General features: G+C 61.2%; 20 protein-coding genes and 1 pseudogene. 3 read left to right on the top strand and 18 right to left on the bottom strand.

Translation table 11 applies throughout. From position 1 onward, the window contains the following. Positions 1-1,596 (bottom strand): annotated as a pseudogene (locus QZY01_RS16480) (hypothetical protein); the annotation flags it as partial. A 299-nt stretch (positions 1,597-1,895) separates the two neighbouring features. On the opposite strand from QZY01_RS16480, the gene QZY01_RS16475 reads away from it, so the two are divergent. Continuing rightward, the gene (locus QZY01_RS16475; protein WP_294539220.1) at positions 1,896-2,141 is read left to right on the top strand and encodes a hypothetical protein; all 246 of its coding nucleotides are present in this window, start codon (positions 1,896-1,898) and stop codon (positions 2,139-2,141) included. A 318-nt stretch (positions 2,142-2,459) separates the two neighbouring features. Here QZY01_RS16475 and eutC read toward each other — a convergent pair whose 3' ends face one another. Then, entirely contained in the window at positions 2,460-3,227 is a 768-nt protein-coding gene (eutC, locus tag QZY01_RS16470; protein ID WP_294539229.1) for an ethanolamine ammonia-lyase subunit EutC, read from the bottom strand. Continuing rightward, positions 3,224-4,612, bottom strand: a complete 1,389-nt coding sequence (locus QZY01_RS16465; RefSeq protein ID WP_294539219.1) for an ethanolamine ammonia-lyase subunit EutB — start codon at positions 4,610-4,612, stop codon at positions 3,224-3,226. The genes eutC and QZY01_RS16465 overlap by 4 nt, the downstream gene beginning before the upstream one ends. Before the next feature lie 165 nt (positions 4,613-4,777). On the opposite strand from QZY01_RS16465, the gene malQ reads away from it, so the two are divergent. Further along, positions 4,778-6,817, top strand: coding sequence for a 4-alpha-glucanotransferase (gene malQ, locus QZY01_RS16460; protein ID WP_294539216.1), 2,040 nt, complete (start codon positions 4,778-4,780; stop codon positions 6,815-6,817). A 173-nt stretch (positions 6,818-6,990) separates the two neighbouring features. Then, positions 6,991-7,440, top strand: a complete 450-nt coding sequence (locus QZY01_RS16455) for a host attachment protein (protein ID WP_294539214.1) — start codon at positions 6,991-6,993, stop codon at positions 7,438-7,440. A 328-nt stretch (positions 7,441-7,768) separates the two neighbouring features. On the opposite strand, the gene QZY01_RS16450 is transcribed toward QZY01_RS16455, so the two are convergent. The 15 genes from QZY01_RS16450 to QZY01_RS16380 all read right to left on the bottom strand — a co-directional run bounded on the left by QZY01_RS16450 (position 7,769) and on the right by QZY01_RS16380 (position 25,029). Continuing rightward, a complete protein-coding gene (locus QZY01_RS16450; RefSeq protein ID WP_294539211.1) occupies positions 7,769-8,650 on the bottom strand; it encodes a tyrosine-type recombinase/integrase in 882 nt (293 codons plus the stop codon). Positions 8,651-8,784: 134 nt separating this feature from the next. Further along, on the bottom strand, positions 8,785-9,162 hold the full coding sequence (locus QZY01_RS16445) for a helix-turn-helix domain-containing protein (protein WP_294539209.1): 378 nt from the start codon (positions 9,160-9,162) through the stop codon (positions 8,785-8,787). A gap of 470 nt (positions 9,163-9,632) precedes the next feature. Further along, entirely contained in the window at positions 9,633-11,078 is a 1,446-nt protein-coding gene (locus tag QZY01_RS16440) for a class I SAM-dependent DNA methyltransferase (RefSeq protein ID WP_294539207.1), read from the bottom strand. Positions 11,079-11,091: 13 nt separating this feature from the next. Then, complete coding sequence (locus QZY01_RS16435; RefSeq protein WP_294539205.1) at positions 11,092-11,484, bottom strand: PIN domain-containing protein; 393 nt, start codon at positions 11,482-11,484, stop codon at positions 11,092-11,094. Continuing rightward, positions 11,481-11,711 carry an AbrB/MazE/SpoVT family DNA-binding domain-containing protein gene (locus QZY01_RS16430; RefSeq protein ID WP_294539202.1) on the bottom strand — a complete coding sequence of 77 codons (231 nt, stop codon included), beginning with the start codon at positions 11,709-11,711 and terminating at the stop codon, positions 11,481-11,483. Before QZY01_RS16430 ends, QZY01_RS16435 begins: the two co-directional genes overlap by 4 nt. 38 nt (positions 11,712-11,749) lie before the next feature. Then, positions 11,750-13,315, bottom strand: a complete 1,566-nt coding sequence (locus QZY01_RS16425) for a restriction endonuclease subunit S (protein ID WP_294539199.1) — start codon at positions 13,313-13,315, stop codon at positions 11,750-11,752. Beyond that, positions 13,312-13,722, bottom strand: coding sequence for a type II toxin-antitoxin system VapC family toxin (locus QZY01_RS16420; RefSeq protein ID WP_294539197.1), 411 nt, complete (start codon positions 13,720-13,722; stop codon positions 13,312-13,314). The genes QZY01_RS16425 and QZY01_RS16420 overlap by 4 nt, the downstream gene beginning before the upstream one ends. Before the next feature lie 8 nt (positions 13,723-13,730). After that, complete coding sequence (locus QZY01_RS16415) at positions 13,731-13,985, bottom strand: AbrB/MazE/SpoVT family DNA-binding domain-containing protein (protein ID WP_294539194.1); 255 nt, start codon at positions 13,983-13,985, stop codon at positions 13,731-13,733. Between the two features lie 34 nt (positions 13,986-14,019). Then, entirely contained in the window at positions 14,020-16,758 is a 2,739-nt protein-coding gene (locus QZY01_RS16410; protein ID WP_294539191.1) for a DEAD/DEAH box helicase family protein, read from the bottom strand. A gap of 165 nt (positions 16,759-16,923) precedes the next feature. Beyond that, positions 16,924-18,351 (bottom strand): exonuclease domain-containing protein, encoded by a 1,428-nt coding sequence (locus tag QZY01_RS16405; RefSeq protein ID WP_294539188.1) that lies wholly within the window; start codon positions 18,349-18,351, stop codon positions 16,924-16,926. 388 nt (positions 18,352-18,739) lie between these two features. Beyond that, positions 18,740-19,393 (bottom strand): MarC family protein, encoded by a 654-nt coding sequence (locus tag QZY01_RS16400; protein WP_294539185.1) that lies wholly within the window; start codon positions 19,391-19,393, stop codon positions 18,740-18,742. A gap of 28 nt (positions 19,394-19,421) precedes the next feature. Next, positions 19,422-20,669, bottom strand: a complete 1,248-nt coding sequence (locus QZY01_RS16395) for an alpha/beta hydrolase (RefSeq protein ID WP_294539182.1) — start codon at positions 20,667-20,669, stop codon at positions 19,422-19,424. Positions 20,670-20,692: 23 nt separating this feature from the next. Beyond that, the gene (locus QZY01_RS16390; protein ID WP_294539179.1) at positions 20,693-21,562 is read right to left on the bottom strand and encodes a hypothetical protein; all 870 of its coding nucleotides are present in this window, start codon (positions 21,560-21,562) and stop codon (positions 20,693-20,695) included. Between the two features lie 234 nt (positions 21,563-21,796). Next, positions 21,797-23,248: a DUF1254 domain-containing protein gene (locus tag QZY01_RS16385; RefSeq protein ID WP_294539176.1), complete on the bottom strand. Its 1,452-nt coding sequence runs from the start codon at positions 23,246-23,248 to the stop codon at positions 21,797-21,799. A 131-nt stretch (positions 23,249-23,379) separates the two neighbouring features. After that, entirely contained in the window at positions 23,380-25,029 is a 1,650-nt protein-coding gene (locus tag QZY01_RS16380; RefSeq protein ID WP_294539226.1) for an arylsulfatase, read from the bottom strand. Positions 25,030-25,130 lie beyond the last annotated feature (101 nt).

The following is a 25,130-nucleotide window of genomic DNA, read 5'->3' as shown; positions in this document are numbered from 1 at the left end:
CGACCAGGCGGTGAGGTCGGTGACGACGAGATCGAACGCCGTCGTCGCCACTTGATGCGCGGTCGGCGTGAACGTCAGTCCGCGCAGCGCGGCTTGCAGCGCCGCCGGCGTCGCCCCCGACAGCGTATAAGTCACCGTCCCATTGTTGACGACGCCCGCCGAGAGCCCCGCGCCGGCCAAGGCTCCGTTGGCGGCGGTGAACGAGATCGTCGCGCCGAGCAGATCGCCGGCGAAGGAATTCGCTACGACGAGGGCGCCGAACGGCTGGATCGTCTGGGCGTCGGTGATCGCGCCAAGGGTCGTCAGTCCGGATAAGGTGATCTTCGGAGCTATTTGCGTCACCGCGACCTGCGTCGTCGCATCGCTGACGCTGGTCAGTTGCGAGACCTTGAACGCCTCGACCGTGTTGTTTCCGCGATTCGCGACGAACACATTGCCGGCGGCGTCGGTCGCCACGGCGGATGGGGCGCTGACGCCGGTCGACAGCGTCGCGACCAGCGCGCCAGAGGCGTTGAACTCCTCGACCGTGCTGTTGCCGGTATTCGCGACGAACACATTGCCGGCGGCGTCCGTCGCCACACCGGAGGGGGAGTTGACGCCGCTCGACAGCGTGCGCAACAGCGCGCCCGAGGCGTCGAACTCCTCGACCGTGTTATTACCGGGATTGGCGACGAATACATTGCCGGCGGCGTCGGTCGCCAGGCTGTAGGGGTAGCTGACGCCGCTCGACAGCGTGCGCAACAGCGCGCCCGAGGCGTCGAACTCCTCGACCGTGTCATTGCCAACATTCGCGACGAACACATGGCCGGCGGCGTCGGTCGCCACACTCACCGGGCCGTTGACGCCGCTCGACAGCGTGCGCAACAGCGCGCCCGAGGCGTCGAACTCCTCGACCGTGCTGTTGCCATAATTGGCGACGAACAGATTGCCGGCGGCGTCGATCGCCACGCTGTAGGGTTGATTGACGCCGCTCGACAGTTTGCGCACCAGCGCGCCCGAGGCGTCGAACTCCTCGACCGTGCTGTTGCCGAAATTGGCGACAAACACATCGCCGGCGGCGTCGGTCGCCACGCTGAGGGGGCCGCTGACGCCGCTCGACAGTTTGCGCACCAGCGCGCCCGAGGCGTCGAATTCCTCGACCGTGCTGTTGCCGTAATTGGCGACAAAAATATTGCCGGCGGCGTCGATCGCCAAACTCAATGGGTTGCTGACGCCGCTCGACAGCGTGCGCGTCAGCGTCGGCGTCGTCACCGGCGTCAAGGCGGTAAGGTCGGTAACGTCGGTCACGACAAGATCGAATGCCGTCGTCGCCGTCCGATGCGCGGTCGGCGTGAACGTCAGTCCGCGCAGCTCGGCTTGCAGCGCCGACGGCGCAGCCGCCAACAGCGTATAGGTGACCGTCCCGCCGCTGGCGACGCCAACGGAGAGCCCGGCGCCGGAGAGCGTTCCATTGGCGCCGGTGAACGAGATCGTCGCGCCGACGAGGTCGCCGGCGATGGAATCCTTGACGATGACGGAGCCGAAAGGCTGGATGGTCTGGGCGTCGGTGATCGCTCCGTGCGTCGTCTGTCCAGAAAGGGTGATCTTCGGGGCCATGCGGGCGCTTTCTCGATTTACCCAATGACGCCGCCCGCGGCGGACGCTGTCCGTAATGGTCGAACCGACAAGCGCCGGTCGAAGAGTTCTGGTCGGCGATTTTGTCAAGTAGTCGGCTGGAAAAGACAATCTCCAATCCGCGCGGAAGTTCCCAGCCGCGACATCGATCGTAACTTGATCCGCGCCGGTGTAAATGAGACAAATATCGGATAAGTCCGCCTTTTTTGGCCAATTTCGAGCGCAGTCCGGGACAATTTTTTATCGCGAATCTTAAAGGTCAATAAAATTAGATATTTATCTTGCACTTCAAATTTCAATTTGCAGAAACTGACGCCATGCAAATCGACATTTGCTTCAATGTTGCTTTTGCGTTCTGCGCGGGCGATTGGGCGGTGCGCCGCGATTCGGTCTCGCTCCGGTCACCGCAGGGATCGGCTACGCCTTGGCGCCCGTCGCGCTCGTCGGCGGAACTGGCGCAAGCTGAAATTACAATTCCAGATTGTAGAACAAGCGCCAAAAACCGCGCAAAACGTGAAATTTCATGACATTTCACGCGTTTTTCGTCTGAAAAAACGTCATTTTCATCTGTTTCAATTTAAAGTTGTGTACGGGCCGCCCGCCGCAAACCGACCTCCGCCGGCGACGAAAGCGTCGAAGCGCGCCGGTCTCCGCTCCGCGCGCAGCGACGAATTTTAATTTCAGAACAATAGTTTATAACAACGACACCACCGATCTGCTCACCCATGCCATTTCGGCGCTCGTTTCACGTGAAACAAAACAAGAACACATTCAGCCGGCCCAAACCGGTTTTCACCCCGTCCATATCATTTTCACCCGCCGCCGCTTCGCCCCAAAAAGACCCGTCACCCGATCGCCGGGCGCGCGAGGGCGATATGCGGGCTTTCCTCCTTCAACTCCACCCCGGTCCGCCCCCGGCGCAGCGCCTCGCGCAACAGCCAGACCAGTTTCGCTGCGGCCTGCTCGATGCTCAGGCCGCCATTGCGGTGAATATTGGAAATGCAATTTCGTTCGCTGTCGCGCCGGTTGGGGCGCGGATCGTGAGTCAGGTAAACTCCGAGACTGTCGGCGACGCTGAGGCCCGGCCGCTCGCCGATCAGCACCGCGCAGATTTTCGCGCCGAGCAAGGCGCCGATCTCGTCGCCGAGCGCCACCCGCGCGAAAGTCGCGACTGCCACCGGCCCGATGGTCAAGCCTTGCAGGCCCGGCAGGCAGGCGGCGATCAGGGGCGCGGCCTGGGCCTGAACGGCGGCCGCCGACAGGCCGTCGGCGACGACGAACACCACATCCGGCGCGCCAGCCAGAGCCTCCAGTTTCAGGCGCGACGGCGCGTCGAGCCGCCGACCGAGGTCGGGACGGCGCAGATAGATCGAGCGGTCGCCGACCTGCGATTGCGCCAGAACGGTCGGCAAAGGCGCAAAAGCTTGCGCCAGCGCCGGCGCATCGAGCGCGCCATGGACTGCATCGCGGGCGCGGGCATGGGCAAGCTGGAAATCGAGCAGCGCCCTGGTCGGCAGGGCGTCGCCGCTGCGCCCCAATCCGATCCGCGCGGGCGTAGCGGCGCGCAGCGCCCCATAGGGATCTGCGGGGGAAAGCTTGCCCTCGCCGCTCAGGGCGCGAACCCCAAAAGCCCCAGCCCGCCGAAGCCTGAGCGAAACACATCGACGACGCCGCCCTGTGGCGTCAGAAGATTCATCCGCGCCAGCCAGTCGCAAAATTCCGGCGCCGGCTTGAGGCCGAAGGTCGAGCGCAGGAACAGCGCGTCATGGAACGACAGACTCTGGTAATTGAGCATGATGTCGTCGGCCCCCGGCACGGTGATGACAAAGGCGCAATTGCCCGCCGCCAGCAGCACCATCAACGTGTCCATGTCGTCGGAATCGGCCTCGGCGTGATTGGTGTAGCAGGCGTCGCAGCCCATCGGCAGGCCGAGCAGCTTGCCGCAGAACAGGTCTTCGAGCGCCGCCCGGACGATCTGCTTGCCGTCATAGAGATATTCCGGGCCGATGAAGCCGACCACCGTATTGACGAGCAGGGGCTGGTAGCGCCGCGCCACCGCATAGGCGCGCGCCTCCATGGTCTGCTGGTCGACGCCGTGATGGGCCTCCGCCGACAAGGCCGAGCCCTGGCCGGTCTCGAAATACATGACATTGTTCCCGACGGTCCCGCGCCCGAGCGACAGGGCGGCGGCATGGGCCTCGTCGAGCAGCGCGAGATCGACGCCGAAATTGCGATTGGCCGCCTCGCTGCCCGCCACCGACTGGAACACCAGATCGACCGGCGCGCCGCGCGCCATGATTTCGAGCGCATTGGTGATGTGGGTGAGCACGCAGGTCTGGGTCGGAATTGCGTAGCGCTGGCGGATTTCGTCCAGCATGTCGATGAGGCAAAACGCGTTTTGCAGATTGTCGGAGGCGGGATTGACGCCGATCACCGCATCACCGGCGCCATGGGCGAGACCGTCGAGCGTCGCCGCCGCAATCCCTTTCAAATCGTCGGCGGGATGGTTGGGCTGAAGCCTTGTCGACAAGCGGCCTTCGAGCCCGATGGTGCTGCGGAACGCGGTGACAGTCTGGCATTTGCGCGCCACGGCGATCAGGTCCTGGTTGCGCATCAATTTGCTGACGGCGGCGGCCATTTCCGGAGTCAGCCCCGGCGCGAGGTCTTTCAGCGCAGCGGAATCGACCTCACAGGACAAGAGATGGTCGCGCCATTCGCCGACCGTCATCGAGCGGACCGGCGCAAAGGCCAGCGGGTCATGGCTGTCGAGGATCAGCCGGGTCACCTCGTCCTGCTCGTAGGGGACCAGTGCGTGGTTGAGGAAGGTATTCAGCGGCAGGTCGGCGAGGATTCGCCGCGCCGCGATCCGCGCAGCGTCGTCGGGCGCAGCGATTCCCGCCAGCTCGTCGCCGGAACGTCGCGGCGACGCGGCGGCGAGCAGGTTTTTCAGATCGTCGAAGACGAAATGCTCGCCGCCGCACAGGCCGGAAAAGGACATGGGGTCTCGCACAGGATTTCCACGACGCCAGCGCCGGCGCCCGAGTTCGTCGCCGTTCAAGCTAAGCCTATCGCCGCATGCGAACAAGCCGCTCTTGCTGCTGACCCGGCCACAAAACTATGACATTCTCTGACGCCCGCGGCGGGCGCGGAGACAATATCGGCAATGAGCGACAAGTACCTGCGGCAATTGGCGCAAAAGGCTGGCGTTTCGCCGCAATGGACGGATCAGGCGGGCAATGATCGCGCGGTCGCGGCGCAATCGCTTCGTGAAATCCTCGCCGCCCTCGGCCTGCCCGCCGCGACCGAAGCCGAGATCCGCGATTCCTCGGCCCTTCTCGACCTCGTCGGGCAGAACGCCCCGCCGCTGATCACCGCGCGCGTCGGCAAGCCCTTCCGTCTGCCGGGCGTCGCGGGCGCGTCCAAAATCGCGGTCACGCTGGAAGGCGGAGAGACGCGCCGCATCGCGCCGCGCGAAATCCTGCCCGACGCGCTGCTGCTGCCGGCTTTCGACGAGCCGGGCTACCACGTCGCCCACCTGCCGGCCGGCGATATCGTCATCGCCACGGCGCCGAAACGCTGCGTGACTTTCGCCGACCTCAAGGGCGGGACGGGTTTCGGCCTCGCCGCGCAAATTTATTCGCTGCGAAGCCGCGACGATGGCGGCATCGGCAATTTCGGGGGCGTCGCGGACCTCGGCCGCGCGGCGGCCAAACTCGGGGCCGATGTGCTGTCGATCAGTCCGGTCCATGCGCTGTTTGGCGCCGAACCCCAGCGCTTCAGCCCCTATTCGCCCTCGACGCGGCTGTTCTACAACCCGCTCCATGCCGATCCCGCCCTGGTCCTGCCGGCGGCGATGGTCGCGCAGGCGATCGACCTAACCGGGTTGGCGGCGGAAATGGCGCGGCTTTCCGCCTTGCCACAGGTGGATTGGCCGGCGGCGGCGCCGGCGCGGCTGCAATTTTTGCGCAAGCTGTTCGAAATTTTCCAAAATTCGTCGGAAAGCGCCGAATTCGCGAAGTTCCGCCAGAACGCCGGTCCGCTGCTGCGCGACCACGCGGTTTTCGAAGTCCTGCAGCAAAAAATCTGGCGGGAACAGCAAATCTGGAGCTGGCGCCACTGGCCGGCGGGCCTGCGCGACCCGGCAGGCCCTGCAGTTGCGGCCTTCGAGCGCGAAAACGCCGAAGAAGTCGATTTCCAGATTTTCCTGCAATGGCTGACCGGCCAGAGCTTCGGCGCGGCGCAGCAAGCCTGCCGCGACAGCGGGATGAAGGCCGGTCTCATCACCGATCTCGCCATCGGCATGGACCCCGATGGCAGCCATTCCTGGTCGCGCCCCGCCGACATATTGACCAGCCTTTCCATCGGCGCGCCGCCCGATTATTACGCCGCCGAGGGGCAGAACTGGGGGCTCGCCGCCCTGTCGCCGCGGGCGCTAGCGGCCAACGGCTTCGCGCCCTTCATCGAGACCTTGCGCGCGAGCCTGCGCCACTCCGGCGGCTTGCGCATCGATCATGTCATGGGGATGAGCCGGCTTTGGCTGGTCCCGCAGGGACGCGGCGCGCTGGAGGGCGCCTATGTCGCCTTGCCGCAGCAGGACCTGTTCCGCCTGATCGCCCTCGAATCCTGGCGTCATCGCGCGATGATCATCGGCGAGGATCTCGGCACCACGCCCTGGGGCTTTCGCGAATTTCTCGGCGATCAGGGCATCTATGGCATGAGGGTGCTGCGCTTCGAGCGCCAGGATCACGGTTATGCGCCGCCAAAATCCTGGTCGCGCGACGCCGTCGCCATGACCACGACCCATGACATGATCGCCACCGCCGGCTGGTGGAAAGGCGCCGATCTGGACGACGGGCCTCGGCGCGCGCAGCTTGAGGCGGATCGCTACAGCGAGCGCGGCGAGCTTTGGGAGGCTTTCCGGGCCAGCGGCGTCGTCGAGGGCGAGAACCCGCCGGCCTGGGATGGCTGGCCGGCGGTCGACGCCGCGATCGGCTTCATCGCGCAAACGCCCTGCGCGCTGAAAATCGTCGCCATCGAGGACGCCCTCGCCAGCGAAGTCCAGCCCAACGTCCCCGGCACGACGGTCGAAAAACCCAATTGGCGACACAGGTTCGAAACCGAGGCCGGGCGCCTTCTCGACGACGAGCGCGCCGGACGAAGGCTTCTCCCCTTCACAAATTCGGCATCAGCCCCAAAAACTTGACTCCGATCATGGCGCCGACGCGAGGAAACGCATATGGTGCTAGGTCTACGAGGGAAACAGAAGAAACTTGCCTGCTCGCCGCCAGCCTGAAGCGCAGCGGGGACGTTGCGCTCACAACAGAGGACGGCGCTGCCGAGACAACGGCGAACCGCCCGAACATCGGGAGTTTTATCGTGAACAAAATTTCGGTTCCACATGACGGCTTGGTCTTTGTCGGCGATGGCCGCAAAGCTCTGTTCCTGCGCAATGAGGGTGACGAGAAATTCGCCAATTTCGTCACCGTCAACGTTATGGCCGAGGAAAACGCATACTCCCACGAACAGGGCGTAGACCGGCCTGGACGCGTCTACCAAAGCGCGCTTTCCGCCGCGCGCAGCGCCGTCGAAACGACGGACTGGCATGACGTCGAAGAAATTCGTTTCGCGCAACGCGCCGCCGCCGCGCTCGAAATCGTTGTGCGCGAGCGTTCCGCCACCGCTGTGGTGATCGCCGCTCCGGCGCGGACGCTGGCCGAGTTGCGTCGTGTGCTGAACGCCAATGTGAAAGCCAAGATCATCGGCGAAATCGACAAGGATTTCACCAAAATGCCGGTGTGGGAAATCGAACGCCATATTTCCGGTTGAGCGATAGGCTGAGCCACACGATGGCTCGGCTGGCTCGGGCCAAGACTCATGGATCATTGCCTGTGAGTCTTGGTATGTCGCGAATGCGCCTGCATTGGAAATCTGGCTACGGCTCTTCGGCTTGCACCAAAGTTTCCCGATTTCGACAGGTCTCGAATAGAGAGAAAAATGATAAGAGGCGACGGGCTTTCCGCAGCCAAAATCTATTAAACCAATGCAAACTCTATTAAACCAATGCAGGAAAAATGGTCGGAGTGGCGGGATTCGAACCCACGACCCCTAGTCCCCCAGCCCTGTGGTCGATGACAGTTTTATCTTTCATTTTCATCTACTTGGCCGCCTTTTTCGAAGCTTTGCGGGACTTTTTGCGGGACTGGGCGGCCTTTTCCATGCCCGCAGCGACCTCGACGTCGTGGACGTGAGCGTATTTCGTCGTCGTCGTCAGGCTCCGGTGATGCAGAGCCTTTTGAACCAGTTTCAAATTGCCGGTCTCGCGCAAAAGCTTCGTCGCAAAATCATGGCGCATATCGTGAAACCGCAGGTCGGTCGGCAGCCGCGCGCCGGTCTTTTTGCGGCGCGCGCGCCGCCACATCGTTTTGAGGCCCGACGCCGTGATCGGCAGGCGCTCTCCCTTCAGCCAGCCCCCCTCCCCCTTGCGGGTCCGCGCCGCAACATAAGTGAAGACATAATCGGTTGCGTTGGCCATCGCCGCCATCAGGATCGCCCGCATCTCCGAAGTGATCGGCTGCGCGAAAGCCTCCTCTCCCTTGCCGGTGAAGTAGACGAATCCCCCCGCCAGATCGACCTGATCCTTGCGCAACAGGCACTCGGCGAGGCGCAAGCCGGAGGCGCGCGCGAAATCCACCAGCGGCAGGTAATCGGGGCGGATCGACTCCACCAGCGTGTTCTCTTCTGACGCCCTGACCTCGCGAACGCATTCTTTGGGCTCTTTGAGCATATGCTCGCCCCACGTCGGCTCGAACGGCAACGCGATGCGCCAAATCTTGCGCGCGCGGGTCAGCAGGTGTTGCAGCAACTCGGTCGCCGACCGGTTGACCGTCGCATTGGAGATCAACGGCGACGGAATCGATTTGGTCGGGTCCTCGGGATCGCGCATGAACTCCCGGCCTCCGACATGGTGCGCGCGGCGCCACGTCACGACCCTGGCGACGACTTCGTTGTCGATTTTATCCAGGCCGATGTCGCCCAAATAGTCTTCCAACCGGATCAGGTTGCGCAGGGTCGTGTCGGCTCCGGCCAGATGCTGGCCAACTTCCTGCCAATACCGCAGAGAAGCATGCTTGAAGGTTTCGGGCGCTCCCGGGACGTTTCCGACTTCGGTTTTCAGGTTCCGCGCTTTTTGGCGTTCGCGTTCTTCGATGCGTTCCGCTTCGCGGCGGTTCGCTGATCCAGAATTTCCCGTAAACCGACGCCCCCCTTCGAGGAAATCGAAGGAGTAGGTATTTTGTCCTTTTCTTTTGTAGACGGACATCCGGCTTCTCCGATGATTTTCCTGGACTGCTTGAATGTTTCGAGGTCTTGAGGATCAAATTTGCGCCGCTTGCGATCTTTGCCGCGACCAATGGAAATCCAGGGAATAGCGCCATCCTTGACATGGCCGCGAAGAGTCTTCGACGACACGCCAAGCGCTCTCGCGGCCTCCCCGACGCTCAGCGGGCGGGACGACGCAACAGTGGAATGGATTTCGGAAGCCTTGGTCACGCGCCAGATCCTGCCGTCCACGGAGTGATGGAACACGATCAGCGCTAAGGAGCAGGCTCTTGCAAGGTGGAGAGGCAAATAGACAAAGGCGAAACGCTGTCCGATTTAGATATAATTTCTAAATCTAATCTCGTCAAGACGAAAGTGCTGCGCCGTCGACAGCGGCGACGATTCCATGCGCGCGCTGGACCGCGACGATGGGCAAAGTCCCTTCCCTTGGGTCAAATAGGAAACATAAATAAATGCCTCGTCTCGGTCTTGTAGCCAGTATAGGCTGGATGTCGTGGAATGGTAGCAAAAACTACATAGAGCTAAAAATGAATATTCTAATTTTATCGGTAATCCCGGGGATACGAAATAGATCTCATTCTCCCAGACACCACGGGACGAAATAATCGGCGATCTTTCCACGCCATAAAGACCTGTTGATCACAGGCGCGCTTGGTGGCGACGCCAGGCGGTCCCGCTTTTCATCCCTCAAACTGACTCTTCACCGCCTGAAACCGCTCCAGCGCGGTCTTGAGGCTTTCGACGATTTCGGCGGCGACCTCGTCCGGCGGGGGCAGCAGGTCGGGATCGTCGAGGGCGTCGTCCTTGAGCCAGAAAATATCGAGATTGACCTTGTCGCGGGCCAGCAGCGTTTCGAGCGGAAAGCGCCGGAACCTCTCCGTTTCCTCGCGTTCGAACTGACGGCCCGCGCGATAGTTGACGATGAAATCGTCAAGGTCGGCGCGCACCAGCGGCCGTTCCTTGAGGGTGAAGCGCTTGTTGGTGCGCAGGTCGTATATCCAAAGGTCCTTGGTGGCGTGCTGGTCGGACGGCGGCTCCTTGTCGAAAAACAGCACGTTCGCCTTGACGCCCTGTTTATAGAAAATGCCGGTCGGCAGGCGCAGGAGGGTATGAAAATCGAAGTTTTTCAGCAGCCGGCGCCGAATGGTTTCGCCGGCGCCGCCTTCGAACAGCACATTGTCGGGCAGGACCACGGCGGCTTCGCCATTGGGCGCCAGCACGGTCATGATGTGCTGGAGGAAATTGAGCTGTTTGTTCGACGTGGTGACGAAAAAATCGGAGCGGTCGTAATCCTCGCGCTCATTGTCGATCTCGCCGTCGTCGCGGACAATCCGATAGCTCTGCTTCCTGCCGAAAGGCGGGTTGGTCAGCACGACATCGAAACTTTTGGCGCCGGAGCCGAGCAGCGCGTCCTTCTGCTCGATGATGGAGTCGATGCCGGTGATGCCGTGGAGGTAAAGATTCATGCCGGCGAGCCGCACCACTTCCGGCACGATATCGATGCCGGAAAATTTGCTTTTCAGCGCCGAATAGACGGCGCGGTCACGAGCCTTGGGATGCTTTTTCATATGCTCCCAGGCCGCCAGCAGGAATCCCGCGGTGCCGCAGGCCGGGTCATGAATGGTCTGGTGCGGCAAGGGATCGACGACCTGCACCATGGCCTCGATGACCGGGCGCGGCGTAAAATACTGGCCGGCGCCGCTCTTCACGTCCTCGGCGTTGCGGGCGAGCAGGCCTTCGTAAATTTCGCCTTTGACGTCAACCGGGAGGCCGAGCCAGGTCTCGCTGTCGATCAGGCCGACGAGGCGCTTGAGTTTGGCCGGGTCCTGAATCTCGTTCTGCGCCTTCAGGAAGATGACGCCGATGATTCCGGCCTGGCGGGAAAGCGCGTCCAGCAGCTTGACGTATTTCGCCGTCAGCGCCTCACCTGACAGATCCTTGATGTCGCTCCATCGCGCCCCGTCCGGCAGCATGGAGGCCTCGCCGATCTGGGTGACGCGCTCCTCGTCCATCTTGAGGAAGAGGAGATAGGAAATCTGGCTGATATAGGCCTGATAGGAGACCCCCTGATCGCGCAGCACATGGGCGAAATTCCAGACTTTGGCGACGAGGCTTTGGGCGTTCACTGAAAAAACTTTCTCAGGCGAAGGGATTGATGATTTTCAGCCGCCCGAAGACGCGGCCATGCTGCATGTCCTCGCTGTAAAGGACATCGCACCCGGCCTCGCGTGCGGCGGCGACGATGAGCGCGTCGAAAATATTGATCCCGTCTCGCCGGGCAAGTTCCAGGGCCGCTTCATGGATGGCGAGGGTCAGCGGCGCGACATCGCCGACAAGGTCGCGAAAGGCGTTCAAAGCGCTGTCAATCGTCGGCCAGTCCAGGCGAAGCTTGTTGCGCGCGACACGAACGAATTCATTGAGCACCTGAACGCTGACAATCCCGCCGCCGCGCAGAATCTCGCGCGCGATGGCGCCGCGCCGGTCGCCAGCCAGGGAGTAAACAAGGATATTCGTATCGAAAAAGACCGTCACCGTTCATTGGCCTCGTCGCGGTCGAATTTATAATCGGCGGGCAATTTCAGATTGACCGCTGCAAGGCGCGCAAGGGCCTCTTCGCGGCGGTCGATCTTTTCGACGGCCAGCTTTTCCTTCGCCGCCTCGACAATGTCGATCTCGTCGCCGGGCTTTAAACCCAGTTCATCGACCAGCTTTTTGGGCAGCCTGACGGCGAGACTATTGCCCCATTTCGCGACCTGCATGGCGGCCTCCAATGATATACATTTTGTATGTGTATATCTTACGCTTTCCCGCCGTTCGCGGCAAGTCGGGACTTTCGCCCGCCGCGCGTTCGCGCCGGCTTCTCCTGTCCGGCGCCGCGCGCCAGCAAGGCGGCGGCGGGCTCGTCATTGGGGTCTTGCGGGACCAGCCGGCCTTCGAAGGCGGACTTGAGGATGGATTGTTTCAGCCGCGCGACATCGGAGGCCTCGGCGTCGAGGATTTTGAGCGTGTCGTCGGCGGCGGCGAGGGATTTGGACACGCGGCGGATGATTTCGGCGATTTCGGCGGGCGGCGGAACGGGAATCGGGAACTGGCGAAGAACCTCACCACTGATTTTCGGCATGGTGCCAGCCGTACCTGTCGCATTATCTGCCATGTAGCTTCGCCCATATGGCGAATTCGCTACGCGCCAAAGCCAGTCTGTAAGCAGCCTTTCGCAGGTTCGAACGCGGATCATCAAGTCGGGATAGACATAGGTTTTTTCTGGCCCGTCGAAAATGGCGGCGATCCCTACATATTCGACCGTATTGCCACGTTGAAAGAGCAAATCGCCCGGTTCAAGGTAGAGACTGGAATCGGTCGGGATGGTCTCGGACAACGCCTTAATCGCCCGGGGCGACAAGTCTAGAGAACCTTGCGTTGTAGCTGTCAGCTTAAGCGCGAGCGTTCCTGAGCCGTCGTTGCTGGCCTTTGGCGAATAGCCATTTTTTGGGCCTGACGAAACGAGGGCGGACAAGGGCGCCCAAACCCATCCATTCGGAAGTCGGGGCAGCGCGGCGGTTTCTATTTCGGATAGATCACCATTTCTACTCGCGTGTCCTCGTGGCAGGCGTATCTGCGGGCGTTCAACTGCTATGCGCGATACGAAATCAGCACCTGATTCGGTGGGTCGATTTTTCTCGCGCCAATCCTTCGTCAGTTCGCCGGTGACGGCGGCTTTCAGTAGGGCGCGGCGGAAAAGGTCGAGGCCCTTGCGTGCCTCCTTGAGCGCCGCTTCGCCATCGGCGATTTCCGAAAACAACGCGTCGATCCGCGCCACAATGCGGCGCTGCTGCGCGAAAGGAGGGAGGGGAACGTCGAAACTTTCCAATGCGCCCGCGTCAACGCTGTTAACAGTCGTCCCGTCTTTCGAGCAATCTCTCAAAATGCGATTTTGCGCGCTGCGAAGGAAGTTCGCCAAAAAGCGCGCGTCGCAAGAACGGACCGGCGTCAGTGCTCGAAGGTCTTGATTCAATGTGACGACGCGGTCGTTCACCGCGACCGGAAATGTGTGCCGCAGAATCCCTGATCGCATAACCATCAGCACCGAGTTTTCGGGAATGTATTTCGCTGATGACCCGTCGACTGCCGCTACGCTGATCAAGTCTTCTGTTTCGCCGATAACATCGCGTTTCATGTCCTTCGGCGAGACCCAGGGAATCGTCCCGTCGGTCCAAAACGCCGAGTTAGATTTCGCTGGAGTGCCGCCGCCGGTCCATTTTCCAAGCTCACCAAGCTTCGCCCAAGACCACCCTTCCGGCAGCCGCCATAACCCTTCCGGGGCCTCATCCTCAGTGACTTCTTTTGTCAACGCCAAATCCATCATGGCGCCGCCCAGTCCGTCACGATCAGGTCCGGCACGCGTGAAAATTCTCCGACATTGGAAGTGACCAAACCGGCGCCGCGCCGCCGCGCCTGGGCGGCGATCAAAAGGTCATAGGGTCCGATCGGCGTTCCAGCCCGCCTCAAATGCGCGCGGATTGCGCCGGCCTCGGCGGCGTCGTCGGCGTCAAAATTCAGGATCTCAATGCCGGCTTCGAGCAATTCTTCGAGCGCGCGCCTGTTTTGTTCGGGCCGTTCGCTGTTGGCGGCGCCGTAACGCAATTCGGACAAGGCGACGACCGAAAGCGCAAGCCGGCTTTCGGCAATGCGCTCCTCTTCGAACCGGCGGCGCAGAATGGGCTTGCGGCCGTTCAGAATGCCGATGATGACATTGGAATCGAGGCAGAGCATGGCGGCGATCAGTCGAAGGAAATTGGGTCGTCGAGATCGGGGCGCAGATCGCCGCGGTCGTTTTCGGGAAAATCGCCGCCGCCGAGCGCGTCGATCCTGGCCCAGAGCGCCTTGGCGTCAAAAGGCCTGGGTTCAATCGGCTCCAGAATCACCTTGTCGCCCACCTTGCTCACCCGCACTTCCGAGCCGGCCATGCGGAATTCCTTGGGGAGGCGGACCGCCTGGCTGCGGCCGTGCATGAAAAGTTTCGCCGTCGCGCTCATGGCCGCTCCTTCGAGATATATCATTTGATATATATCACGCGACGAGCGCCTCGGTCAAATCGTCTAGCAAGTCCGGCAGGCGGACGCCGAACAGGTTTTGCGCGCGCAAAATCCCGCCTTTGGCGGCGAATTCCGGCGCGTCCATCATGTCCTGCCGCGAAATTTCGATATTGACGGCGAGGTGATCGCGGATCGCCATGAGCCATGCCTTTTGCTCGTCGGTATAGGCGCGCCCGGCCTTTTCCTCGCGGCCCAGCCACAGATTGAATCGGCCGGCGACCAGCGACGACAGCGGCTCCAGCGTCTCGGTCTGGCCAAGGGCATAGCGCACCAGCATGACGATGTCCGCCAGAGTCCCGGCCGGATTGCCGCGCACCTTGTCGCTGGCGATGCGTTTATAGGCCCGCCAGAGATCGATCGGCTCCAGCAGCCAAGGCGGCCGTTTCAGCGCCTCGCGCAATTCGTCCACCGCGTCATAGGTCAGCCGCCGCTTGGCGTAGGGCCGCGAATAAAGAATTTGCAGCGCGACCAGCTCGTCGCGCCGCTCGTCCAGAAATTGCTGGAACCGGGCGACGGCGTCCTGCGCTTTTTTCTCGTCCCAGCCGGAGGAGACGACGACGTCGGTGGAAATGGTGTCGATGCGGATGTCGGCCGCGGCTTTGATTTCCTTGAGCAGGCGGCGCAAGGCCGGATCGTCGAAAGGTTTCAGGGCGTCATCTTTAAGGACCTCGCGCGCCTCGTCTCGCTCCTTTTCCGGCGCATCCTTGCCGATTTTCGCCGCGAGAACGTCGGGATCGACGGCGTCGAGCAGTTTGGACGCGAGGCCGGGCAAGTCGATGCCGCCGGTCACCTTGACGATGGCGGCGCGCTCCCTGTCGCCGATGCGGCGGTCCAAAGCCGCCAGCCGCGCCGCCAAAGTCGCGATGGAATCGTCGTCGCGGCGGCCGGCGGCGATCTCGTCGAGAAGTTTCTCGAAGCCGATTACTCTGTCGCGCTCCAGCGGCTGCGACACGCTTTTCAGGGTTTCGGTGACGCCGATGGCGTCGATGAGCACGAAGCGGGTCTTGGCTTCCGCGTCGGGCGTGACCTCGCGCAGCTTTTCCGGGGTGATGGTGCGCGCGCCGCGCCCCTTCATTTGCTCGAAATAAAGCTCGGATTTGACGTCGCGCAAAAAGATCAGGACCTCGATGGGTTTGACGTCGGTGCCGGTGGCGATCATGTCGACGGTGACGGCGATACGGGGATAAAAATCGTTGCGGAACGCCTTGATGAGCTGATCCGGATCGGCGCCGTCGATTTTGTAGGTGATCTTTTTCGCGAAATCATTGCCCTTGCCGAACACGTCGCGGACGATGCCGACGATTTCTTCCGCGTGGTGATCGTCCTTGGCGAAGATGAGGGTTTTGGGGACTTCCTTGCGGCCGGGGAAAAGCTCGGTGAACAGGTTGTCGCGATAAGTCTCCAGCACCGTGCGGATCTGGTTGGGGACGAGAACGGTCCGGTCGAGCTGGCTGGCGGTGTAGGAAAAATCCTCCGTCAGCGTTTCATAGCGTTCGGCGCGGGTGCGTTTGTCGCGGACGGGAAGATCGTAGCCGGCGGTGACGGTCGAACCGCGCTCGCCGATTTCGGTGCGGATGCGGAAGATTTCGAAGCTGACGTTGACGCCATCGACGACCGATCGCTCAAAGGGATATTGCGCGACCAGATTGCGGTTAAAGAAACCGAGCGTATGCGGCGACGGCGTGGCGGTGAGCCCGACGATAAAGGCGTCGAAATATTCCAGCACCTGCCGCCAAGTGCCATAAATCGAGCGGTGGCATTCGTCGGTGATGACGAGATCGAAGCTCTCGATGGGGATGGCGGGATTATAGGCGATGAGGCGCTGGGTGTCCGGGCTTGCCGCCTCGAAGGACGAAGTTTCTTCCTCCTCGTCGTCGAGTGGCTTGCCGGTGAGGATGGAATAGACGCGCTGGATCGTGCCGACGACGATCTGGGTATCCTTGCCGAGGCCGGAACTGCCCAGTTGCTGGACGTTGTATATTTCGGGGAAGGAACGGCCCGTGCCCGGCGGGCGATAGTCGAGATATTCCGCCCGCGTCTGACGGACCAGATTGGCTCGATCCGCCAGAAACAGAATGCGCTTGAAGCCGGCATGGGCAAGCAGGCGATAGCTCAGGGTGCAGGCGGTAAACGTCTTGCCGGCGCCGGTCGCCATCTGGACGAGGGCGCGGGCGTGATTGGCGGCAAGGGATTTTTCCAGCCCGGCGACGGCGTCGATCTGGCAGGCGCGAAGCCCGTCCGGGAGGAGCGGCGGCATCGACTGGAGCCGGCGGCGCAAGGTGGCGCTTTCCTTCAGCCAGCGTTCCATGGTTTCCGGGCGGTGGAAAGCGAAGACAGGCCGGGATTTGGGTTCGGGGTCGGCGTGGTCACGAAAAATCGTCTCGGAGCCCGAGGAGACATATTCGAAACGAACCTGGCCTTCTTCGCGAATGAGATGTTTCGGCACATCCGCGATATACCGCGCCGCCTGTTCCGAGAATCCGGAAAGGGTCATGCCCTCTGGCTTGGCCTCGACGACGCCGCATAATTTTCGTCCAACGAAAAGCGCATAATCGACGGGGCCGGAGGCAGTCTGAAATTCGCGAACGGCGACGCCGGGTCCCGCGCCAAGGTTCATCTCGGCCTTGGATTGCACAAGCCATCCACAGGCCGCCAGCGAACGATCGATCGCGACGCGGGCCAGATCTTCAGGATGAAATGCGGGCTGAGACATTCAGAAGAACAATCGGGCAGATGTAAGGGCGAACGAAATAAGGAATCGACCAAGACCGACATTCCGACAGTTCAGCATCGAGGTAAATCGAAATCTGACTACGGCAAGCCGAGTTCGATCGCCTTGACGTCCCCGAGCTAAAAACTCGGGGATGTCTTTGACGTTTTAACGAGAGATCACATGGGGCTTCTGCGTCGCCAGGGACCGGAGGCTCCCGATGTACGCCGCGAGTTTCTCCAATTTCTGCCGAACGGCAGGGTCCGCGCTACGCCACATCGCGCGCAGTTGGTCGATCGCGGCGGGCGCCGAAAGCCAGGGAACCTCGCCGTCAGCTTCGATTCGCGCCAACTCCCAGCTGATCATTTCCGAGCGGATGTTTTCCGGGAGGCAGTCAGGACGTTCGACAAAAATAAGCCTTGTCGCGAGCTGACGCAAACGCTCGTCGTCAAGGCCATGGACGAGCGCAAGTCGATTTTCCCAGGGCATTAAGTGGAACTGGCAGCAAAGTCTAGCGTCGTGCGGCGTAATGAACTCATCGTAAATCCGGTCTTCAACGAAGTTTGCTTTTGGGCGATCTAAGCATTTACGCTCCAAAATTTGAATAACGCGGTCACGGAATTCGGCGTTGGCGGCGACGGCCGCCGCTCTCCGGTACAATTCGGCTTCCGCAGGCAAGCCAGCTTTGCCGTCGTGCGCCGGGAACTCCAGAGGCAAAATGATCGGAAACGCATTTGCACGGACTCGGCGGAATGCTTTCACCGGGCCGTAGATCCAATTCGCCAACGCGTCATCCGAGAGAGGGAAGAGCTCATCCGGATCGAAGGAAAGATTAAACAAAATAAGCAGATTACGATCGCTTGGCGGCGCGCCCACGTAAGTTACCCGTTCGGAAAGACGATTGCGCCCAAAAACGGCAGACCATTGAAAAACAGGAGTATCCGTGATGAACGAGACCACGAAGTTTCTATCGGAATTCAGCATCATTCTAGCGAAAAGCGCTGGCGCCCGATCGCGCATGACACGCATGAGGCCAAGGGCCGCCTTGGCGTCCGCCATGGCCTCGTGCGCAGCATCCGTTTGCAAATCGACGCCATTTGCTGCGGCCAAATTGCCAAGTCGGAAACTCCCCTCGACGGCATCGCCAATCCGAATCGCACTGGGCGCGTGCATCGCAATCGCCTGCGCCATCAAGTACGCGTCGGCGCGGGTGTTGCCGGAAAACTGAGTCAAATAGATCGGATGTAGTGTCTGGTAGAAGGCCTGGCGGATGAGAATTTCGTCGAACCCGATTGAATTAAAGCCGGTGAAACACGCCGGAGACCACGATACGAATTTTTTGCGCATCGATTGAACCAGTTCGTAGTGAGAAAGATGTGCTTCCTCGAGATCATGAGGCTCTAGATTGGTAACAAGTAACGCGCCAGGCGACGGAACCTGATAACTAAGCCGGCGACAGCGGATATTGAAGGACGCCTCTTCTTTATCAATCACATTGAAATCACAATTTGTACGAATTGCGGCAACCTGCAGAATTTGATCATATCCACGCAGTGTACCAGTGGTTTCGGTATCGTAAAAAACATAATTTTTCATGGGGTTGTCTCCTCATCTTGGACACATCCCTCACTTGCTATCCTCTCAACCCACCCCGCCCTTGCCACCAGCCCTTAACAGACGCGCCGTCGGCGAAAGCGTGACCCGTCCCCTTCGAATCGCATTGCCCTCCCTACTCGAGGCGCGCCGCGTCGCGCTTCCGCGCTGCAACGCAATATTCTTCATGGTGCTGACTAGGATTCTAACCGCAGAAGCGGTCGATGCTCGAAGGGCAAGTTTTGACCCTGAGCGGACGGTCGCCAACCTTGCCCGCTATCAACGAACTCGCCCAAAGCCGCCCTTCCAGAAGGCGCGAATCGTTCGCGCATGAATGTCGGTTTCGCCCGTGAAACTTGGTAATAAGCGAGTTTGCAGCCGCATGCCGACCTCAATGGAGATCGGTCATCCCGTGCATTTGCAGGGCTTCGATGACGCCGTCGAAGGCCATGCCTATGCCCATCGAGGCGACGAAGAAGCCGACGATGCGCGTGGCCGCGTCGATCCCTCGCGCGCCAAGCCGCTTTTGCAACCGCTTGCCGCCAGCCAGAAATAGCCAAGTCGTGGCCATGGTCGCCACCAGCGCCGCCGAGACCATGACGAAGCCCTCTATTTCGGTCGCCGAATGCTTCACCTGCGAGGTCATGCCCAGGATCGTCGCCATGGCCCCCGGTCCGAACATGATCGGCATGGACAGCGGCACAAAGGCTGGGTCGCCGTTGGCGCCGTTCCCCTTGTCGCCCGATGGCGCGGGGCCGCCAGCGACGGAGGATGGCGCGGAGAACAGCTGGAATCCGAGCCGGGTGAGGATGATGCCGCCGGCGATCCTGACCATAGCCAGCGGCACGCCGAACACCTTCAGCAACAAGGTTCCGAAGATCAGGAAAAAGAACATCAACATCAGCGCGTAAAGGCACGACCGGACAGCGAGCGAATGCCGCGCCTTGTCGTCCATATGTTCGGCGAAGCCCAGATAGACCGGCAGCGCCTCGAAGGGATTGATGATCGCCAGCAAGGTGGTGAACGTGGCGAGGAAAAGGGCCATGGATACTCCCGAGAAATTGTCGCCCGCCTCAGTAGGGATTGGCGCCGATCTGTCTTACGGACTGGTTGAACTGGTCGATCTGATCGCCAAAATTGTTGCGCGTCTCCGGATCGACGATGGAGACGGGAGCGGAAATCACGAGTCCGGCGGCATGGCCGACCGATCCCACCGCGCCCGCCGTCGTCATCATGATCCGGGAGCCCAGACCGACGCGGCTGGCGGACAACACCTGACCCGACGCGAGACTGCGGCCGATCAGTTCTACCACGCGCGGGTCCGAGGAGAACTTGCCGTGACCGAAAAAACCATGCTGCGGCATATGGGTCATGTTGATGGCAGATATTTGCTCCTGTTCGAGCATGGTTTTATATGGCTCGACATCGGGATCGATTGCGCCGAGACGCGGCTCTTCCCAAAAATCCCGCGAGGCCGCGAGCGCGCGATCTGTCTCGGAGACGAACAGGACGATATGCGGTCGCTCGGGCCCGAGCGTCAAAATCTGTTGCCGGGCGATGCCGACATCGACGTCGGCGTCGGCGAGCATGACCAGCTTGATTTTCGGGAGGACGCGACCGTCGCGGATCGCCATTTGCCGGAGGGCTTCGAGCGTGACCCAATTGCCCATCGAATGGGCGAGAACGGAAATCGTTTCGACCTGCGGATCGTCGGCCAGATGGCGCAACAGATTTTCGAGCGCGTCGCGGGAAAAAGTGCTGCTGTCGCGGTCATAGCCATAGGCGACGATCTTGCCCTTCGACGGCCAGGTGAACAGAACCGGCGCGACGTCGTCATAGGCGCGCGAATCGTGCAGAATTTGCGCGAAACTGTATACTGCGTCCTCGAAACGGGTGTTGAACCCATGGACGAAGACCAGCGCCTCCTTCTTGTGCGATTGGCGCAACATGCGGGAGAACGCTGACGCCGCCTGCGACCGGGTGACGACATCGGCCTTGAGGGTCACGAAATCCGTTTCTGGATTGCCGGGAAGCTGTCGCGGATATTGCACTTCGCCAATCTGGCGATGGGCGTCCGGCGGAATCGAGATGACCATGTCGGCGAAGGATACGTCGTTGGCGCGACCGCCGCCGAACAGGAACGCGGGCGATTCCACGCGCTCCCGCGTTGTCGCCACCACCATTTCGACATGGGTCGTTCCCGGCGCATGGGCGTCGGAGGGGACGGGCGCGAGAAATCCCTCGGGGCCGCCGCAGCCCGTCAACCCCAGGACGACGAGGCTTGCAACGCCTATTCCGTGCAAGAGCGACCCCAGCTTCATCGGACCTCGATTTTCCTGAGACATCAAAAGATGAAGGCCACGGTCGATTGCAGAGTCCAGGTCGCGCCATATTCGGGGCGAACGACGTTGTAATAGGCGCCGATCGACAGTTTCACCGGCAGCTTGCCCACACGGATGATTCGACCGCCCACCCCGCCGACGGGTACGGTCCATTTTGTCCCGGTTGCATATTGGTTGTCGGTGATGAGCGGCGCGGTGGCGATGAACCAGCCGTGGCCGAAATTATAATTGATGAAGGGCTCGACCAGAAATTGCGAATAGCGGTTGGGGTGAGGTCCCTCATGGCCGCCCAACGAGAACACGTTGTTGATGAGCACACCGGCGACGATGTGGTCGGTTGTCTTGACGAGAACGGCGGTCGGGCCGAGGCCCCAGACGCTGGAGCCGAGCGTCGGGCTCGTAGCGGCGGGGATCTGCACGACCGGGCCAGCGCCCCAGGTCCAGCCGTCAACCGAATGGCTGGGCGAGAAAAACCCCTCGTACTCTATCGGCGCGAGCCCAAACGATGCGACATGCGCCGGCGCATAGGACGGGTTCCAGACCGGCGGAACAATCGCGCGGTTGATGAGGGTCCAGTCGTCGTTGATATGCAGCGGCACCACCGGCTCGAACTGGAGGATGTTCTGCGCGCCCTTGTGCGGGCCGACATCGAAATTGGTGTAGTTCTCGAAAGGCAGGATAGTCAGGTTGCCAATCGGATTTTCCGATTCCTTGGCGATGTCCGTCTCGCCCGCCTTGTCGATGGTGTCGTGGGTGACGCGCGCGCCCGTATCGGGATGCTCCGCCTCCTGCGCCTGGGCGGAGGCAAGGCACAAGGCGAAACCTGCCAGCACGGTCGCGAACAGGCCGTATTTCTTTGCGTTTGTCGTCACCTTCATGCTCCGTTGCGCTTCATGGTCCAACATTTTCAATTCCGCCGCTTGTCAACTCTTCGACCCGACAGGCGCCGCCGGCGCCGACAGGATGGATTTTCTTTGCACAAGCGTAACAAAAGGCCGCGTCGTAGTTTACCAAATACCTTTTCCCGTGTGCACGATACTGGCGGAGGCTTGTTTTGAACCAATCGAATACGGAATTGCAGCCCGAGTTGCGCCCGGTCCACAAGTTTACCGGAGCCGGCTCACCACCGGCGGCTTCCAGGAACCGTCGAGGATGGCCTGTTCGGGCCAATAGGCCCGGAGCCAAATCGAGAAATTCCCGGCCGGGGCCGGGAGCCAGTTGGACTCCTTGTCCGCGCCCGGAGACTTGTGCCCGAGGTAAAGGGTCAACGAGCCGTCCGCGTTGTATTTCAGCGTCTTGTCCTTGGTGCCAAGGGCGAAGCGGTGCAGGGCGTTTTCCGCGAAATAATGTTCGGGGTCGTACATCGTCAGCGACCAGAACCCCTTTACCGGCGGTAGCTCTCCTTTCGGGAAGGTGACGGAATAAGAGGACTTGCCCACGAGTTGCTTCAAGGACGTATCGTTGTCCGTGTAGAAATACATCGTCTCGTTGCGCTTGTTGTCGTAGGGGTCGGCCTTCACGGCGCCGGTGCGGTGGTAATAATCGGCGCCGAACGCCCCGTTGTTGGCCGGAGACGTCCAGCCATTGCCCGCCGGCTGGCCGTTGAAGCGCCACCGCATCATGGGGGCGATCAGTTCCGGGTCCGCCGCAAAGGCGGTTTCCCGCAGCGTCTTCATCACTTCCGGGTCTTTCGCGGCCGCATCGAGCACGCTGCCGATCTGTTTGTAGAGCGCTTCCTCGCCGGGGAGCGGCGGAACTTCCTTCATGACCGTCGGCAGTTCGTCGAAGAAGGTCGCCGGGTCGACCCAGGGCGGCTGGGTGGACGAATATTTGGCCGGGACTCCCTTCCGGTCGATCTTGGGAATCTTGCTCCAGTCCTTCGTCTTCATCTTTCCGTCGAACTGACTCAACGGGTAGAACTGGATTTGCGACAGCGCCGGCTGGATGGCCGCGTGATCCTCGGGCGTGTCATTCATGAAGATGCGCGGCATAGCGATGCCGAAGTTGGTGGAGGAGCGGATCACGCCGGCAATGCCGGACGGGGTCGCGCCTTTCCAATCCGGCCCGACGATCATATAGAAGCCGGGCCTGGTTCCATATTGCAAACCAAGTTCGCTGATCTGGTCCGTGCGCGCGTCATAGACCGGCAAGGTCCAGAAGCGGTCGCCAAAATCCGGAACCTGAACGACGACGGGCTCTTTTTCGAGCGAGAGATAGCCCAGCCCGTAGACGACGTCCTGGTTGGGGTCGCCGATATACCTCTCGGCCGGGCTGATATAGCTGGTCAGCATCACGACGCCATTCATCGGCGCCAGAGGCAAAACGCCATTGAGAAGGATCGGCTCGGGCGCTTTGGAGAGCGCATCGCGCTGGTTATGGACGTAAACAAGCGGCCAGCCCCAGAGATAGGCCATCCGGCCCACCAATTGCACATATTCCTTGGTCATCGGACCCGGCGCCGGGCCGGGAACTTCGGCGGCTTTTTGTGGAATCGCGACCTGTTGGGCAAGAACATTGCCTGCGATGTTCGCGGCGCCGATGGCGCAGAGCGCAGTCATGGCAAGGAGCCTTGCTCGCTTCAATTTCATCGTTGGATATCCCGTTCAGCCATCGAAAGAAAAAGTTCGGTTACGGTGAAAAGGCGACGGTGGCGGCGCTTTGTATCGCCGCCACCGTAACCCGGCAGCCTTTACCGGCCGGCCTCTTCACGGATAGCCGCTTCAATTTTCGCCTTGATTTCCTCTATGCCAAAGCCCGCCCCCGGCTGCATCGGCGGAAAATCGACCGCCGACTTGGCGAGAACCGAAACGGCTTTCTGCATCATGATGAAGCGCCAGAACTCGCGTGCGAAGAAGCTGTTCATGTAGCCGTTGCCGCCGCCATTGTTCATGGATTCGCCGCGCACCGAACCCAGACGCTCGAACGGATCCTCGCGCAGGTCGGTCATCATCGGCGCGTCCGTTGTCTCCTTCTCACCGAGCCAGCCATTCGGCTGCTGGTAGAACTGAAACTTGAAGTCGCCGATGCGGATCGCGCCGAAATGGGTCCCGCCAAAGTAGACGATTTCATTTCGATTGGACGGGCCCTGGCCCGTCAACAGCGCCGTCTGGTCGTAGCCGTCGAGATAGTTCTTGTAGGTCCGCTCGCCGATCTTCAAGCCCTTGAGGAGGTCCTCCTTGATGTTCGTCCGGCCGGCGGCCGCTGAAAACGTCGGCAGCCAGTCGAGACCGGAGAAGATCTCGTTGTTGATCGTGCCTGGCTTGACCTTGCCCGGCCAGCGGATGATGGCCGGAACGCGGAAGCCGCCTTCGTAGACGGTTCCCTTGGTGGCTTTGAACGGCATCATGCCGCCGTCGGGCCAGGTGAATACCTGCGCTCCATTGTCGGTGGTGAAGACGACGATGGTGTTTTCCGCCTCGCCAATAGCTTCTAAGTGTTTCAGCAGGGCGCCAACGGAATCATCCAGTTGCGCCATCCCGGCGTCTTCCAGGCCATATTTGCTCTCGGCGTTCATCTTCGCCTGATACTTCGGCGAAAGCGTCGTCCAGACGTGCATGCGCGCGGTGTTGTGCCAGATGAAGAACGGCTTGCCGGCCTTCTTGGCCTTATCCATGAAGCCCTTGCTCTTCTCGACCAGCACCTCGTCGAAGCTTTCCATGTCATATTTGGCGGGCCGGCCAACCTGCCAGTCCTGCTTGTCTTTCATGTTCGCCCATGGCGCCAGCGGGCCTTCGTCCTCGATCTTCTGCTTGCCGACCACGCCCCAGCGCGGCATCACGGTGGTGTCTTCGCTATCCGTCGCCCACGAATGCACGATGTTGCGCGGGCCCGTCGTGTCGATCCAGTCCTGCGGATAGTCGTGCCAATACGGGTCCGACATCGCGTCAAGGTGATAAAGGTAACCGAAGAACTCGTCGAAGCCGTGCAGCGTCGGCAGGTATTTATTCAAGTCGCCCAGGTGGTTCTTGCCGAACTGCCCGGTGGCGTAGCCCTCCGACTTGAGGATCGTCGCGAGCGTGACGGCTTGGTCCGGCATGCCAACGTCGGCGCCGGCCAGCCCGACCGTGGTCAAGCCCGTCCGGATCGGCAGCTCGCCGGTAATGAAGTTGGCGCGCCCCGCCGTGCAGCTCGCCTCGGCGTAGTAGTCGGTGAAGCGCATACCCTCCGCGGCCAGCTTGTCGAGGCTCGGCGTCTTGCCGCGCATCATGCCCTGGTGGTAGGCGCCGATGTTGAACCAGCCCACGTCATCGCCCATGATGAAGAGGATATTGGGTTTTTTTTCCGCGGCGATCGCGCTCGCCACGGGCGCCGTGGCCAGGCCGAGACCGACGCAAAGCATCGCCCCGACCGACCGCTTTATTCGATTCCAATTCATTGCAACCTCCTCCTCCTGGCGTTTCCCATGCGACAAGCCAAGGCGAATTTACCCTGGCCGCATCC

Origin of the sequence: uncultured Rhodoblastus sp., from assembly GCF_903903185.1 — a bacterium.
In the GTDB taxonomy this organism is placed as follows: Bacteria; Pseudomonadota; Alphaproteobacteria; order Rhizobiales; family Beijerinckiaceae; genus Rhodoblastus.
This window is presented reverse-complemented; position numbering and strand designations above follow the sequence as displayed.

Coding starts and splice junctions, on each gene's coding strand:
- QZY01_RS16465 (WP_294539219.1), bottom strand. CDS start 4,612: ATGTCCTTTTCCGGCCTGTGCGGCGGCGAGCATTTCGTCTTCGACGAT.
- malQ (WP_294539216.1), top strand. CDS start 4,778: ATGAGCGACAAGTACCTGCGGCAATTGGCGCAAAAGGCTGGCGTTTCG.
- QZY01_RS16430 (WP_294539202.1), bottom strand. CDS start 11,711: ATGCAGGTCGCGAAATGGGGCAATAGTCTCGCCGTCAGGCTGCCCAAA.
- QZY01_RS16425 (WP_294539199.1), bottom strand. CDS start 13,315: ATGATGGATTTGGCGTTGACAAAAGAAGTCACTGAGGATGAGGCCCCG.
- QZY01_RS16420 (WP_294539197.1), bottom strand. CDS start 13,722: ATGCTCTGCCTCGATTCCAATGTCATCATCGGCATTCTGAACGGCCGC.
- QZY01_RS16415 (WP_294539194.1), bottom strand. CDS start 13,985: ATGAGCGCGACGGCGAAACTTTTCATGCACGGCCGCAGCCAGGCGGTC.
- QZY01_RS16410 (WP_294539191.1), bottom strand. CDS start 16,758: ATGTCTCAGCCCGCATTTCATCCTGAAGATCTGGCCCGCGTCGCGATC.
- QZY01_RS16405 (WP_294539188.1), bottom strand. CDS start 18,351: ATGAAAAATTATGTTTTTTACGATACCGAAACCACTGGTACACTGCGT.
- QZY01_RS16400 (WP_294539185.1), bottom strand. CDS start 19,393: ATGGCCCTTTTCCTCGCCACGTTCACCACCTTGCTGGCGATCATCAAT.
- QZY01_RS16395 (WP_294539182.1), bottom strand. CDS start 20,669: ATGAAGCTGGGGTCGCTCTTGCACGGAATAGGCGTTGCAAGCCTCGTC.
- QZY01_RS16385 (WP_294539176.1), bottom strand. CDS start 23,248: ATGACTGCGCTCTGCGCCATCGGCGCCGCGAACATCGCAGGCAATGTT.
- QZY01_RS16380 (WP_294539226.1), bottom strand. CDS start 25,029: ATGCTTTGCGTCGGTCTCGGCCTGGCCACGGCGCCCGTGGCGAGCGCG.